The organism is [Borrelia] finlandensis, assembly GCF_000181875.2.
GTDB lineage: Bacteria > Spirochaetota > Spirochaetia > Borreliales > Borreliaceae > Borreliella > Borreliella finlandensis.
Genome location: NC_012247.1, coordinates 25,248 through 39,691, shown reverse-complemented (window position 1 = coordinate 39,691; position 14,444 = coordinate 25,248). Strand labels below are relative to the sequence as shown.

General features: G+C 27.0%; 16 protein-coding genes and 5 pseudogenes. 4 read left to right on the top strand and 17 right to left on the bottom strand.

What is annotated here, in order from left to right:
• Positions 1-20: 20 nt before the first annotated feature.
• The 3 genes from BSV1_RS04785 to BSV1_RS04775 form a co-directional block, all read right to left on the bottom strand.
• Complete coding sequence (locus BSV1_RS04785) at positions 21-503, bottom strand: DUF643 domain-containing protein (protein ID WP_050553079.1); 483 nt, start codon at positions 501-503, stop codon at positions 21-23.
• A gap of 128 nt (positions 504-631) precedes the next feature.
• The gene (locus BSV1_RS04780; protein WP_012672569.1) at positions 632-1,408 is read right to left on the bottom strand and encodes a hypothetical protein; all 777 of its coding nucleotides are present in this window, start codon (positions 1,406-1,408) and stop codon (positions 632-634) included.
• A 27-nt stretch (positions 1,409-1,435) separates the two neighbouring features.
• Complete coding sequence (locus BSV1_RS04775; RefSeq protein ID WP_012672560.1) at positions 1,436-1,960, bottom strand: Erp family outer-surface lipoprotein; 525 nt, start codon at positions 1,958-1,960, stop codon at positions 1,436-1,438.
• A gap of 435 nt (positions 1,961-2,395) precedes the next feature.
• Between BSV1_RS04775 and BSV1_RS04770 the strand changes: the two genes are divergently transcribed.
• Positions 2,396-3,172 carry a tyrosine-type recombinase/integrase gene (locus BSV1_RS04770; RefSeq protein ID WP_012672590.1) on the top strand — a complete coding sequence of 259 codons (777 nt, stop codon included), beginning with the start codon at positions 2,396-2,398 and terminating at the stop codon, positions 3,170-3,172.
• 5 nt (positions 3,173-3,177) lie between these two features.
• Here the strand turns inward: BSV1_RS04770 and BSV1_RS04765 are convergent, their stop codons facing one another.
• From BSV1_RS04765 to BSV1_RS04735, 7 genes and pseudogenes are all read right to left on the bottom strand, one after another.
• Positions 3,178-3,603, bottom strand: coding sequence for a DUF261 domain-containing protein (locus BSV1_RS04765; protein ID WP_012672566.1), 426 nt, complete (start codon positions 3,601-3,603; stop codon positions 3,178-3,180).
• A gap of 57 nt (positions 3,604-3,660) precedes the next feature.
• Positions 3,661-5,004: pseudogene (locus tag BSV1_RS04760) on the bottom strand (DUF244 domain-containing protein).
• A 495-nt stretch (positions 5,005-5,499) separates the two neighbouring features.
• Positions 5,500-5,862, bottom strand: coding sequence for a Bdr family repetitive protein (gene bdr, locus BSV1_RS04755; protein WP_012672579.1), 363 nt, complete (start codon positions 5,860-5,862; stop codon positions 5,500-5,502).
• A gap of 12 nt (positions 5,863-5,874) precedes the next feature.
• Complete coding sequence (locus BSV1_RS04750; protein ID WP_012672588.1) at positions 5,875-6,435, bottom strand: chromosome replication/partitioning protein; 561 nt, start codon at positions 6,433-6,435, stop codon at positions 5,875-5,877.
• 17 nt (positions 6,436-6,452) lie between these two features.
• Positions 6,453-7,235, bottom strand: coding sequence for a ParA family protein (locus BSV1_RS04745; RefSeq protein ID WP_012672585.1), 783 nt, complete (start codon positions 7,233-7,235; stop codon positions 6,453-6,455).
• A complete protein-coding gene (locus tag BSV1_RS04740; RefSeq protein ID WP_012672617.1) occupies positions 7,211-7,777 on the bottom strand; it encodes a DUF226 domain-containing protein in 567 nt (188 codons plus the stop codon). The genes BSV1_RS04745 and BSV1_RS04740 overlap by 25 nt, the downstream gene beginning before the upstream one ends.
• 9 nt (positions 7,778-7,786) lie before the next feature.
• The gene (locus BSV1_RS04735; RefSeq protein WP_012672606.1) at positions 7,787-8,884 is read right to left on the bottom strand and encodes a plasmid maintenance protein; all 1,098 of its coding nucleotides are present in this window, start codon (positions 8,882-8,884) and stop codon (positions 7,787-7,789) included.
• A gap of 390 nt (positions 8,885-9,274) precedes the next feature.
• On the opposite strand from BSV1_RS04735, the pseudogene BSV1_RS04730 reads away from it, so the two are divergent.
• A pseudogene (locus tag BSV1_RS04730) lies at positions 9,275-10,291 on the top strand (ERF family protein).
• 38 nt (positions 10,292-10,329) lie between these two features.
• Here BSV1_RS04730 and BSV1_RS04725 read toward each other — a convergent pair.
• From BSV1_RS04725 to BSV1_RS06655, 7 genes and pseudogenes are all read right to left on the bottom strand, one after another.
• Positions 10,330-10,761 (bottom strand): Mlp family lipoprotein, encoded by a 432-nt coding sequence (locus tag BSV1_RS04725; RefSeq protein WP_039949645.1) that lies wholly within the window; start codon positions 10,759-10,761, stop codon positions 10,330-10,332.
• Positions 10,762-10,901: 140 nt separating this feature from the next.
• A complete protein-coding gene (gene bdr, locus BSV1_RS04720; RefSeq protein ID WP_012672553.1) occupies positions 10,902-11,435 on the bottom strand; it encodes a Bdr family repetitive protein in 534 nt (177 codons plus the stop codon).
• Between the two features lie 99 nt (positions 11,436-11,534).
• Positions 11,535-11,888 (bottom strand): annotated as a pseudogene (locus BSV1_RS04715) (BBA14 family lipoprotein).
• A pseudogene (locus BSV1_RS04710) lies at positions 11,881-12,216 on the bottom strand (BlyB family putative holin accessory protein). Before BSV1_RS04710 ends, BSV1_RS04715 begins: the two co-directional pseudogenes overlap by 8 nt.
• On the bottom strand, positions 12,216-12,554 hold the full coding sequence (locus tag BSV1_RS04705) for a BlyB family putative holin accessory protein (RefSeq protein ID WP_012672589.1): 339 nt from the start codon (positions 12,552-12,554) through the stop codon (positions 12,216-12,218). The pseudogene BSV1_RS04710 and the gene BSV1_RS04705 overlap by 1 nt, the downstream one beginning before the upstream one ends.
• 3 nt (positions 12,555-12,557) lie before the next feature.
• Complete coding sequence (locus BSV1_RS04700; protein WP_012672591.1) at positions 12,558-12,752, bottom strand: BlyA family holin; 195 nt, start codon at positions 12,750-12,752, stop codon at positions 12,558-12,560.
• Between the two features lie 73 nt (positions 12,753-12,825).
• A complete protein-coding gene (locus tag BSV1_RS06655) occupies positions 12,826-13,248 on the bottom strand; it encodes a DUF685 domain-containing protein (RefSeq protein ID WP_012672555.1) in 423 nt (140 codons plus the stop codon).
• A 38-nt stretch (positions 13,249-13,286) separates the two neighbouring features.
• Between BSV1_RS06655 and BSV1_RS04690 the strand changes: the two are divergent.
• Both BSV1_RS04690 and BSV1_RS04685 read left to right on the top strand, forming a co-directional pair.
• Positions 13,287-13,592, top strand: a pseudogene (locus tag BSV1_RS04690) (DUF228 domain-containing protein); the annotation flags it as partial.
• A gap of 15 nt (positions 13,593-13,607) precedes the next feature.
• Entirely contained in the window at positions 13,608-14,183 is a 576-nt protein-coding gene (locus BSV1_RS04685; protein WP_012672574.1) for a DUF228 domain-containing protein, read from the top strand.
• Positions 14,184-14,444 lie beyond the last annotated feature (261 nt).

The following is a 14,444-nucleotide window of genomic DNA, read 5'->3' as shown; positions in this document are numbered from 1 at the left end:
GGAAATAGCAGCTCACTAATTTATTGTATTTTGATAAACCTTGACTTTGACTTTATAAGTTTGTAAAAATATTTCACTTCATGCATAAAATTATTACTTGTGAAAATTCCCTTATCATAATAGTGTATGCTCATAAATAACATATCTTTAAAATCTTCAATCGCATGTAGTTGGTTTCGTTTCGATACTTTTCGTATTATCTTATAAAAAATATAACTAACAAAAAATAAAAGATCGATGGACTTATCTTCTCCTAATTTTTCCAAACATTTTTCTAATATTCCTTCCTTGTAGCTATAATTAATCTCAACATTTTTAGAACTTCTATATTTTTCTATTAGATATCCATCTTTTAAAACCCATTTAATAAATTCTTTTGTGGGTGGTCCTAAAGGGTCATTTATTATTTTATAAGCGATGTGTGTTTCCTTATCTAAATTATCATAAAAATCTGAAATTTTATTAGCATGCATATTATCTATATAATAATATATCAAAAACATGATATCTTGGACAATAACTTTGTTATTTTTAGTTTATAAAATATCTTAGATAAAAAAACAAGACTAGTTGTTAGTCTTGTTTATCATAATTTATGCTTTAAAAACCATTTGTTTTATTCTTTTTTTTCTTACACAGCCTCTTCTCCATTATTTTTAAGCTCTTCTTCAATCTTTTTAAGTGTATCTTCTATAACTTTTTTTGCAAAATCATTACTATCAGTCCCATTATCACTAGAATAACTTACATTTAATCCTAAATTTTTAGCTTTTGTCCACGCTTGCCCACCAACTTTCCCTTGACTTTGAACTTGATTACCATAAGTTTGTCCAGTTGCACCATTAACTTGTTTTTTAAACTCTTCAAATTCTTGCTTAGCCTCTTCTAAAGCTTTTTTTCTTTTTTCTATTTTTTCTTTTAAAGATTTTTCAAGTTCTTTTAATTTATTTTCAAGCTTTTCTCTGTCTTCTTTTTTATCTTTTAATTTTTTCTCTAATTCTTCTTCTTCTCTTAAATTTTTCACTTCTTCTTCATAGCCAGAATACATATTAAGAGAAGTTTTATCATCCGATTTATCTATCTTTTCTTTTAATCCTTTTATTTTTTCTTCAATCTCTTTTTTAAATTTTGAATCTTCTGAATCTTCATCAATATTTTGATCTACTTGCTCTTGTAGTTGCCCTTGTGGTCCATCAGCTTGCATCAATTCTTCTTTAACTTTTGAATAAGCTTCTAATCCAAGCTTTTTTAAACCGCCAACCAACTCTTCTTTTTTTGCCTCTAAAAATCCCTCAACTTTTCCTTTTACATTTTGTTCTAGATTTTTTAAATCTTTACTACTTGCATAATTCTTGCAAGAACTTATCAGTGCAAAAACAGCAAAAATAACAAACATTTTTTTATTCATAATTATCCTCTCCTATAATTTGAACTTCTATTTTAAATTTTTCTTAAGTTCTTCTAGTGGTATTGCATATTCAGCGACTTTATCTCCTGAACCGTTATTAGTTTTATCTCCTGAAAATGTAATATGTTCAGAATTATTAATAGTTTCTATCTTTATTGTTATCTCTTTGCCTTTGATACCATTTGTGCTGCTTTGTTCCTCCTTGTATCCATAATACAAACTAGTTTTAAATGATCCACCTTTAGTCATTGCTTTTACAAAGTTATTAACTTCTGACTCTTTTAATGAAAAGAATGTAGCTGAATGTCCCCCAACATTTAAACCTGTTTCAATGCCATCTTCTTCTTTTCTTATAACCAAAGTTCCTAAGTTGCTCCAATCCCCATTATTGTCTTTTTTGTTTTTAATATTTACAGTAAATTCAGAGAATTTTATTGTATCACTACTTGCTTGCCCACTTAAGCCACCCTGATCACTTAAACTACTTCTAAAATTTCCACAAGAACTTATCAGTACAAAAACTGCACAAATAATAAACATTTTTTTATTCATAATTTACTCCTACTCCATAAATCTCAAAGATAATGCAATACCTATTATATACAATTTTTTAAAGATTTAAATAATTAATTTTGTTAAATTTTGGATTACATAGTAACAAAACTCGAATGTAATTTTAAACAACTCTTGAAAATCTCTCCATTGCAAATGGTCGGGTCATTACAAGAGACTACAAAACACATACAAATTAAATTTCATAGTCTTTGCTATATATCAGTTAAAGTATATTATCTTTATTGTCCGACCCCCTTAGAAATTGCCACTTCTACTCCTTACAGCCACTCTACATCCCAAATTCCGCATGCAATGAGAAGCACTGTAATTTGACTAAAATTTTAAGTTTTTGGTAAAATGTAAATTGCAATTTTTCTACATTTTTATTACTTTTACTTAATTTAAAAGTAACACTTATAAGGAGAGGATTTTATGGACATTAATAATTATCTTAATTTAAATAAAGGTGATACGGATTTTTTCCTCAAAATATTTAAAGATTATCTAAAAGTTATAGATGAAAATAAAATTCTTAAAAATACTCTAAAAAATTCAACTAAAACAAAAAAAGAAAATCTAAAACCTAGCCCTAGGTTTTATATAACTCCAAAAACCAGCAAACTAATTGAAAAATGTATAAAACAATTAAAACAAATTGATCCAATATCTGGCTGGTTCGTACAGCTACTCTCAATAAGTGGATGTAGGGGCACTGAAATTCAAAAAGTAAAATTGCAAAATATTACTACTCTAACCAGCGAAACTGGAGAAATTCTTTATAATATAAAAGTGAATGTGGCAAAAAAAAGAAGTGTCGCGTGCATTAGAGAAATTGTCATTAGCTCTAAAGAGTACGACGCTATTCAAATAGCTCATAAGAATCATTTTGAAGAAAAAAATATCGATACACGGCGTACTTATCTTTTTCAAAAAACCAAACATAGGTTTAAAGATAATCAAATTAGCATTATCAATATTTCTAGAAAATTCAAAAATCTTCTTAAAAAATCAGGATTTAAAGTAAATAAATCACTTCATTTATGCAGAAATTTATTTATTTCAAATTTAAAAGCCAATGGTTATAATTCTTTTCAAATTAAAGAACTTATGAAATACTCTTCAACCCATGAAATTGATAATATCTACGGACTTTCTTCTGCTAACAAAATTCAAGCTTATAAATACGCCAAAAATAGCTTAAAGCTGTAGTATAACTACTTAGGCTTAAATATTCGCTTTGAAGTTACTTTAAATATTTTTCCACGAGCCCTTAAATCAAGTGAATCATATAATATTTCTTGCTCTTTTGTAGCAATAAAGTGAGATCCATTAACCCCCGTGATTTTAACTTCACTTATTTCAAATTCATTTGCAGCTGCAAAGTAACCAAAAGATTCATATCTCACACTAGTTCTAATACCATAATAATTTAGTATCATGCAAGGATTTTTAATAAAACAATTGCTCTTGATGTATCCAAGTCCTAAAAATCTGCGATAAGCCACATTTATGCCAAAAGCATTAAATTCAATATTCTTAAACACACTTGTATAATAATGTAAGCATAAAAAATAGCATCCCCATCTCTGTATTTCTCCGAGTAAACTCCTATTGTTTTGTTTTATTTTACTAATAAGCATTTTTTAAACCTCCTATGTTAAATAATTTTTTTAATTTTTTTATTTTTAGTGCCCCATTCAAAAGGGGACACTATTTGCATATGTTATATTACTCATATTGCTAGGCACAAAAACTTTATTATTTATTGGTATAAGTTCTTTAAATCTATCTGCTATTGCTCTTTTTTTAGGATCATAAGTGAATACAAATTGTTTGAATCTGTAATTCCTATGATTAATTAGTGGATATTCATCCATAATCTTATCAATTTTAATCTTGAGCAAATCTTTTATAGGTTTTTCTCTTTTTTTGTTTTCATTTTGAATTTTATTTAGTTCTACTTTTAAGTTATTAATCTCAACAAGATCCTCCTCAAGATTTATGGCAGACTGCTCGGTTTTAATCTCAAGATCTACACACTCAACATATTCTACAAATTCATTTGTCCAATCAAACTCAACTCCAGATTGATAAAAATCACTCTTTACTACCAACTCTTCAATCTCTTCAACAAGCTTATTAAACATATCATTATCAATATTGTTAGATATTAATAACTTAACCTGATTGTTTTTAATAATTTCGGCTCTTATATTGAAAACCTCCCTTTCACATTTAAGAACAAAATTAAGAACTTTTGATATTAAAGAATCATTTCTCTTTATCTTACAATTAACTGGTGCAGCGTCTATTAAAAAGAACAAATTACAATACTCAAGTCCAGTACATGCTAGTTGCATTTGCGCCTGCACATAGTATTTGAAAAAATACTTACTGCTTAAAAAATTGCCATTTTTATTGTACTCTTCAATAGCGCTACTCATATAATGAAAGTCGCTACTTTTAATCTCTAATAGTTCTAAATCGCCATTATTATTGATAAACCAGCCATCAATTGTTGAGCCCACTAAAGTTTCTGAACTGCCTATTTTTTTAAAATAGTTATACTTATCAAGTCCATTGGCATATTTGTTTTTATATAAAATATTAATATTATCACCGTATGCTTTAACAAATTATCTAAATCCTAAATTCTCTAACTCTTTACCCTTGAGCATATATAAATTCTCTTCAAAAGGTGGATTCATATCAAAATATTTAAGCACTCTGTTTATCATTAAATCTTTCAGCCCCGCACCACCAATTAGAATATTGCCTACTTCACTAGCTCCGTATTTATTTAGCTTGTTTCTTTGAAGACTAAAATCTTGATTGCGGTCAAATCTAAAACACTCTTTACTACTTGTTCCTGGTAATTTTTTACCTATTTTACTTAATTTACTTTTTTCTTTAATGGGAGAAGATTTTTCCTCAAATATTTCGCATCCAGTAAAACTTTGTTGATTAACACTTATCATTTTGAGATCTACTTGAATATTATTTTGTATTTCTTGATTATTATTGTTTGAAAGATTTTCCATCTTTTTACTCCTGTTTTGAATTAATAAATATAAGTACATAGCAAAAACTATTTTTGCCAACTTTTTTACAAAAATTTTTACAAAAAAATAGTTGGGTTTATTTAAATTCTCTTATCTAAGAACTTAGCTAAACCCAACTTGATTGGATTGTTTTGATAGCAATAAACTTTTTTAGCTATTTACATACATATATATATATGTAACAAAGACTATTTTTGACAACTTTTTTACAGAAATTATTTTAATAAAGTTGGGGTTTAATCAAATTTGCTTATTAAAATAATTTAAATAAGCTTTTCAATCATTGAATATATTCTAATTTAGAATTAAAATCAATTTGTATTTGTTAAAATAAAAGAACCTATTTAAATTCTCTTGTTAAAAATTCAAATAAGTTTTAATTTATGAAAAAGCAAAAATTAAGTGTTAATTGATAATACTCTTCATCAATATTATAATGTACCATTTTAAAAAATCAAATTTTACAATACATTATTATTTGCCACCTTGTAAATATTTCATAAATAGGGCATTCAAAATTGGCCCTAGAATTGCTGCTATTATTATCATAAAATGTACTAGTCTGTTACCCATGCTAAGTTTTTGATTTAAACTCTTTTCTACATTGTCTATTTTGGTGTTTAAATTCTTTTCTACAGTATCAATCTTAATGTCTAAATTAGATATATCCTTTTGTAAATTCTTTTCTACATTAATTAATTTTTCTTTTAAAAATTCAAAGTTGTAATTATCATTATGCAGAAAAACAAAATCTATTGCCTCTTCACTAAATCCTATCTTTAAAAACTCATTTTTTATACTTTCTATATTGTATGTTCTGTAAGTCAAACTATTCATAAAATCTCCATATTATCCTTTTAATTGTTTATACTTTTTTAACAGCTTATTAATCCAATCTTTTTGATTTTCAAAAATATCCTGCATCATAAAACTTGTAAATTTAGCATTGTTTTTGTAAAAATCATAACTTTCTTGAGTTTTAAGTTGAAATCTTAGTGGTTTTATTGGATTTTGTTTTGATTTTTTGAATGTTAAACTTTCTTTATTTTGTATTAGCTCAAGAGAATTTTGAATACCATTTTCTATTAAATAATCTTCTTTAAGAATCCCCTCTTGTAAAGCAGCTGCTAATTTTAAATAAGCATAAGCCTGTGTCTTTGCTATATTGTAATTCTTAATAAAAGCATCAAAACTTTTATATCCATCGAGTTTATAGTATTCGTTATCTTTTATTTCTTTTAAAATTCTAATATTGTCCACTTTATGAAATATTTCTTTTCTAAAATTTGCTCTCAATCTATCCTTTAGGGTATTATAATGAATAATTGCATCTTCATTGGTAACAATTTTTTTTTCAATATCAGGATCTATTTCTTCTGATAAAACTCTTTTGTTTAATTCTATTTTCATAAAAAATCTCCTCTACTTTAGAGTTGTTCAGTTCCTGAACAATTCTTTATAATATATTTTTCATACATATTAAAAAATTTTGATACTGCTTCTTTGTATTCTTCGATATAATCTTTAGTCATATCAAATTCATCATTCCTGGTAATTTTTCTATTTAAATCTTCTCTTTCATGCACGATCCCTAAAAATCCTTTTTTGGACCTAACATGTTTTAATAGCTCTTTATGCGTATTATTTTTTTTAAACCTTGTGATAAGAATAAAAATTGGAATTTTTATTCTTAATTTTTTTATATAAAATTCTAATAGATCCAAACTTTCTACTGCCCATTTTTCTGCTGTCATTGGAACTATTATACAATTACTAGTCATTAAAGCATTGGATAAAGTAAAATCTAGACTTGGATTAGTATCTATTATTATGTAATCATAATCCTGTTTTAAAAAAATTAAGTTGTCCTTTAATCTCAATTCTTTAAGGGGAATAAACTCGCTTGAAAATTTATGTAAATTTAAATAACTTGGTATTAAGTCTAAATTGTCTTTAATATTTATAATTGCATTATTTATATCTAATTTTTCTTTCAATACTCTGTATATATTTTTGCTTACAATATTAATCTTTTGACTTGCAATTTCTTTATAAAAATAACTAGTAGTAGAGGCTTGCGTATCTATATCTATTAATAATACTTTATATTTTTGGGCCAGCAAATTTGCAAATATAATTGCACTTGTGCTTTTACCAACACCGCCCTTGATTGACGCAATTGTTATTATTTTGGGTTTTTTATTATCCATTTTATTAGTGGTCCTTGTTCCGGGTATTTTTTCCCATAAAATTTATATACTTGTTGTTCTAAATCTGTAAACATACTAAATAAAACTTTGTTGTAGTGATTATTTGTTCTTTTTTTATCTAATAAACGATATAGCCCCTTAAAATAGCAAAAAACACTCCCGGCTTTAAATCTAAATTCCATATAATATGCCCTTGCTAATGCATATGCTTTTCTAGTTCCATTTATTTGATACTTTATTAATGGCTTTTTAATTGGTTTTCTGTAGCCATAAAAAATACCAATAAACTTATCTCCTTCTTTAATTGGATACAAGTGAGTTTCTTCAACAATTCTTTCTCCATTAAATAGAGCCCTTAATGCTAGTCTAAATTCATGTTTTTTCTCATAAACTCCAAATTTATAAATATCCATCATTATTTTTGTATGATACATTGCTTTACCATTTTCTTTTTCAATCAAAATAAAGCGTTCTTTATTTTGGCATTCAACTTTACATTTACCTTTTTTTACAGTTTCAATAGGTTCTGGTGCATTTTCCATGTTAAATCCTCATACGGCCTTTATACTAAATTCTTCTGTGGTTAAAGAATTTTTTTCATTTTTTATTATTTTTGATAATTCAAGATGATATATACCAAATACTTTATTGTATTCTATTTTCTTTTGGTTATTCAAATATTTTTTAATAATAGGCTTTAGAATTTTAATATTTGTTTCTTTTTTTAGTTGTTCAATAAGGATATTGAAAATATTTTCCTTTAAATTTTGATAATTTTGTTGAGAATTTTCTTTTTTTATTTCAATCGACTTTTCTAATTTACGCTTTATATTGTTTAAATCGCTATATTTATAATTTTCAATAATAAAATGGGGCTTATATTTGTAATTTTCGTATACTTTTTGTAAATTTATTTCTAATTGTTTGGGATTGTACCCGTTTTCTTCTAATTCTTTCCTAGTGTTGTATAGAATTTCTTTTAATTTTTTTTGTTTTTCTTTCATGCAAGATTTTTTTATATTGAATTTTTTTATTAGGGCAATTTCATTTTGTTTTAAGATATTTATTGCCTCAATCTTCGTATCTTTATCAGTATTTAAATACAAAATAGAAAGAGCAGCTGCTGTTTTAAAGTTACAGTTATTGAAATAATTTCTTAGTTGATATTTTTCTATTTCTTTAATCTTTCTTTCTTCTTTTATATTATTTTTATTACTTAAACACCCCACTGAATTTACACTACTATTTTTGGAAACATTGTCTTTAAAATGGTTATTGACTCTAGATCTAAATCTAGAGTTTTTTCGTTCTTTAAAGTACTTGTTGATTTTCTGGTAACACTCTTTTTTAGGATACTTTAGTTTATAGTAAATTTCAGTTCCACAATTTACTCCTAAGTGTTGGTAGTAATTAGTTGTAACTTTTAATACTTTTTCTAATTTGTAAAGATAGTTTTGCATTGTTCTTAACGTAGTGGGAGCTAGACCATTTCTTTTTAGATTTTCATTAAAGTAATAAAGTATGTTTTGTTGCGTGTATTTCTTATCTTTTTTGTTTAGATAATCTAGTGTTGAAGTAAGAGATATTAATTTATGTTGGTGTTTGTTGCGACAAGTTTTACTTTTTGTGGTATTTGAAAAACCTTCCATGTTTTTTCTCCTGTTTTGAATTATTAATAATTAATATTATAATGCAAAATTTTGATTTAAAAGTAAATACTTTTCTAAAAAAATATTAAATTTTAATTATTAATTTTGTTAAATTAATATACTTTTTATAATTTAGTAAAAATACAAATTGATTTTAATTTAAAATTGGGCTACACTACAAACAGCGTAGTTATTTGAACATTTTTCAGTTTTAACTACCTGTTTTGAATTTGCAAAAAAATTTTTAGCACGGGCTTAACTAATTTCTTTAGTAGACAATAGAGAATTTAGCTAAGCCCTATTTTTTTTGTAAAAATTTTTGTAAAAAAGTTGGCAAAAATAGTTTTTGCTATGTACTTATATTTATTAATTCAAAACAGGAGTAAAAAGATGGAAAATCTTTCAAACAATAATAATCAAGAAATACAAAATAATATTCAAGCAAAAATAAGCTTCAGAAAAGATATGAAAACCCTAAAAATGAATTTACCAGGGATTGATAAAAGTCTTAAAGGATATGGATACAAGTATTAGAATTTTAACGAAATAGTTAGAGAAATAAAAAACGTTATTAATAAGCACAATTTGGAGCTTGATTTTGAGCAATTCCCAACTTTTACACATGATCCATATGTTAGAGTGCATGTTGTTAGGACCACATTTTACAGCACAATCAGTGGGTATGAAGAGTCTTTTGATACACCAATACTTACAGAAAATTTACAATGGAATAATGAAAATGGGTCTAAAAGTGTAAATACAACGCCACAACTAGTTGGTTCAGCCATTACTTATTTTAAAAGGTACGCTTTAGTTGCATGTCTTAACATAGAAAGTGAAGTGGATACTGATGCAGCCCTTATTTACAATAATTATGAAAACGGAAATTCTATGCCCAACAAGCAAGTTAATATCAATCAAGAACAAGTACAAAAAAAGGAACAAAAACAAGAGATTAATCAAATTCAGAAAAATAACACTATTCAAAACCAGAAAAGAGATATTAATCAAGAACAAAAAAAAGATAGGCTTTATTATTATGGGGTTTTTAAAGAAGCGTTGTCTAATATAAAAAATTGGGTAAATAGCGCTACAATAAAAGATAATATAAACTCAATTATTCAAAAAATAAGTTTTATTCAGAAAATAGATCCCAATAATGTTGATGATATTAAGAAAATTGAAGCTGATTTAATTGCGCATTTTGAGAAAAATAGTGATTTTAAGAGTATAAAGTATTGGGCAGAGATTATAAAAGACTATTTTAAGAGAAATAATAGATTAAAGGATTTACAAGATTTTGAAAAGTTTGTGGCGTTTAAGAGGACTTCTTATGGCCCTAGCCCGCTATTATTCTTTTGTACGTTGAAAGAAGATAAACAATTTGATTATATATTTGCAGCATAGCAATATGTTTAAAGCCCCTAAATAAGGGGGCTTTGATATTATTGATTACATGTAGTAGTTGCTTCAGTTGTAATTTTTTCTATACCTCCACCAAAGGCCTCTTTAACTATTTCTTTCAAAGTGTTTTTTCCTTCATTATTTTCGCTACATTTATCAAGCTCAGTTTTTATGTGATCAAGTGCTGATTTTATTTTAGATTCATCATTTCCTAATAATTTATTAAATTCTCCAGCATTGCCCAATGCTTCTTTTAACCAATCAAGTTGTTTTTGTTGCTCATCGGTTAACTTTTCTTTAAGAAGTTCTTCTTTAGATTTAGGCTTTTCTTGTTCGCTTAAATCGCGCTTTTTCCCGCTTTTTACTTCTTGGGTATTATTTTTATTATTATTCTTAAAAGCATCATTATTATCGGAATTACAGCTGTTTAGCAGAATAAAAAATAAACAAAATAATATATTGATAATCTTTATTCCCCTCTCCTTTTTTATTAGTAATGTTTAATTTAATTATTGCTACTAAATATTGAATAAACAATTATTATTGAATTCCTCTTTTTAAGAGGATTGTTTGGAAATGATAAATTATATATTTTGAGGATTATTTGTAATTTCTATTTAGGAAACCCATTAATTATCGATGTAATAATATTTGCTATGCTAGATATAGCAATTGGAGCTATTATTATTGTAATAATAATTATTAATCTGTTGCTTATATTAAGTTTTTCTAATAAAAATTTTTCATGAATTTTGAGTTTTTCGTCAAGGTTTTGTTTGAGATTTTCTTCTAAATTAGACATATCTTGTTTTAAATTCTTTTTTATAGTGTCAATCTTGGCGTCTAAACTATCTATTTTGATATTTAAATTTTTTTCTACACCATCAATTTTAGTAGTAAGTTCACTTTTAACACTATCTATCTTAGTATCTAAATTCTTCTCTATACTATCAATCTTAGAAACAAGATTATCAAACTTTATTCCAAATTGTTTTTCTAAATTTTCTAAATCTCTATATGTAAGTTCATTGTGATAATATCTTTTAGATAAATCTTGTGCTATTAGTTGTTCCATCCCCAATCGTATAAACTCATTGTATATTTGTTCTTCAGTTATACTTGTAGTATTTGTTGGCACGGTTTTCACAATATTTTTCCTTTATAGCTTATTATACACTAGTTTAGTTTGCAGGGTCTATTTACACATATGAAGTATATTTTCTTGCAAGAAAAACCTTTTTGTAATTTACATTTTTAAATTAGAATATTGATTATAGACTTTTTTTGCCACGGGTTTTGTTTTGTGAATGTACTCTAAAAGTAGTTTAATATTATGTCTTATTGAAGTTATGGAGTGTTAGTCTTTTGGTTTTGATAAATCGGGATAAGTATATGTTGGGTAATTTGGATCATTAACTTTAGATTTTGTTTTGCTTAAGAATGTTACAAGATACATAACATAATCTGATAGTTGCACCCCATATTTAGCCAAAGATTCTAGTGTTTGAATAATTGGCGGCTCCGGCTCTTCTGGTAAACTAGCAATAGTAGTACAACATAGTAGTAAAGTAATTAATAAGTAGTTTGATAATTTAAACATTTTCACCTCTTTTGAGAGCGCTTACATATTCTTTCATAATTTTGTTGCGTTTTGCTTTTAGTGAAGATATGATTCTCTTACTTTTGCTAGTAGAAATAGCCTCTATTATCTCAATATTTTATTTTAAGATATCTTGTATTTCTTCAAATATTTTCATTGATTCGGCTGTTTCTATAGCTTTTAGTGTTTCAATATATGTTTTGTAGAAAAAATCTATTACCCTATTAAAAGTGTTAATGTAATTATGATCTATGTTAGTATCAGTTTTAGCTATGTTGGTTAAGCTGGATAGTAAATTAAGCCCTAAGCCAATAGTGTTATTTTGCATTATTTGTTTCTCTCTTGATATATAGGTTTTCCTTCTGGATTGAATTTGAGCTTATTAGATATTTTTAAATTTTTTTCATCAGAATTAACTAGATCAATACAGTGATTGATTTTCTCATTTATTGGAGCGAGTGCTTTGGTTATTGTTGGGGTTAATGTATTTTCAAGTCTTTCCATATTTGTTGTATAGATTAATTGATAATGAGAATACAGCTCATAAACCAAAAAGAATCCTTTATGCGCAATTTCATCAAATTCATCTTCAAATTTAGAAAATATGTCAATAAGGTTTGATAAAGAGGTAAGTCCAAGCCCAAGATTATCTTTAGATAATTTCATAAATTAATCCCGTTTTTTAATATGATTGTTGCCACTTCCATTTTTAAAAATTTTGCCTATTACTATAGATAGTATGTCTTTTAGTAATGGCTTGAGAAGAATTAACACCCCTAAAACTATTACTGTTACAAAAATCATTACGGCTATTAGCTTAATTTCATTTAGATTAATAAGTTCTGTTATTTTAATAGTATCCATTTTTCAATCCTTTATTTTAATTTTTATTTGTATATACATTATATACTAAAATCTTAATTTTTGCTAAAAAAGCTTACAGCTTTAAAAGCTGTGGGATTGGACCTCCTGATCTGTTTCTTCTTTTTTGGACATACCATCCTTGGAGCAAAGGAAATATGGTAGATGATCCTTTGGATCCCGTGTGCTCATATAGTATAGTTTTTTCAGACTCATCGGAATACTTTAAATATATTATCTTAGGCATGTAATCAGACCTATGGTGTTCTGAGTGAATCTGAATATCAAGGTAAATGGGGTCATCATCATTATATTTGCAAAAAATAAGAGTTGGATCGCCACTGTATTCCATGTCAATATATATCCCCCTATTCTTGTATTCGTATGGATAAAGCGTAATGCCAGAAGGTGTGCCATTATACTCATAATCGTATGGTATCCCGGTTAATTGTTTGGGAACAGGTGTTTTTTGAATAGTGCTTGAATTGGGTATTATCAAAAGATGGGCATATCTAGATAGAGTAGCTGATGATATGCACCAATAACTTTGAAGGGTACCTTGTGACAAGAAACCCAAATATAAAAGCAGGAGAAATATTAGACATTAATACTGATGGGGTTATTATCAAGGCTGGAGGTGGACGTCCAACTGTAATTAATGCGTATGCATTATCTGATTCATTTACAATTAATTTTGTATCTGAAGATAAGGGTTCAAAGCAAGATCAAGCTAGAGGGTCCAAAGAGAATTATTCCATCAATTTGATAAAAGTTACAGTTTTTGGGAATAGAGGACTTGAAAAAGAAGTGTTTGCTCATGCTGTTTCGGGTGTAGGGGGATAAAAAGGAGGTAATTGAATGGCAAATACAACACAATTAGTAAAAGATTATCAAGAAAGTCGTAATAAACTGGAAAAGTTTATGAAAAATCCACAGCATTATGCTGGTTTGCTTAGCAATTCTTTAGAGTTTAGAGACAAAAACGTGCAATTTTTTGCTTCTGGAGGTACTAGAACCAGCAAGTTTGACAAACTGGAAAATCATCCATTTTTGGGGTATCCGTACAAGCGCGGGGTCAAAAGAGTTATTCAAGAAGAAAAAGAAAATGAAATTCACTATGAGCCTTATGTTGAGACCGGTGGTGGTGAAGACTTATACGGAATATGTGTTGATATAGACGAGTTTAGCAAAACAGCTACTATTATCCTAATTACAAATAACTTTGAGGGCTACTTAGTAGCAAAAGAAAATGGTGTTAAAGCAAAAGATAAACTCTTTTTTAATAAGGATAGAGAATTGGAAAAAATTAATGGTTCTGAACCCCCAAATAAGGCAACTATTAATGCAATAGTATTGTCTGATGCAAAGAAAATTAGCAATGATGTTTATTTGGTAAAGGTAGCAGTATTTGGAAATAAGGCTGTACAAAAATAATTAGTTTTAGGAGATAAAAATGGAATTATTTGATGAAAATTATTATGCAAAAGCAGTAGTAAATATTATAGGAGAAGTAAAAGATCCTATAATGTATAAATGGTTCTTTCCCGAACAAATTGAAGATGTTGATCTACAAATGGGTTATCAAAGGACTGTAAAATGGGATGCATTTCTAAATGCTAACCCTACAACTATTGCCAATGAAGTTAATACTATCTCAACTATTGGATTTAGTTCTGAAGTAGTGAGGCTTAACTA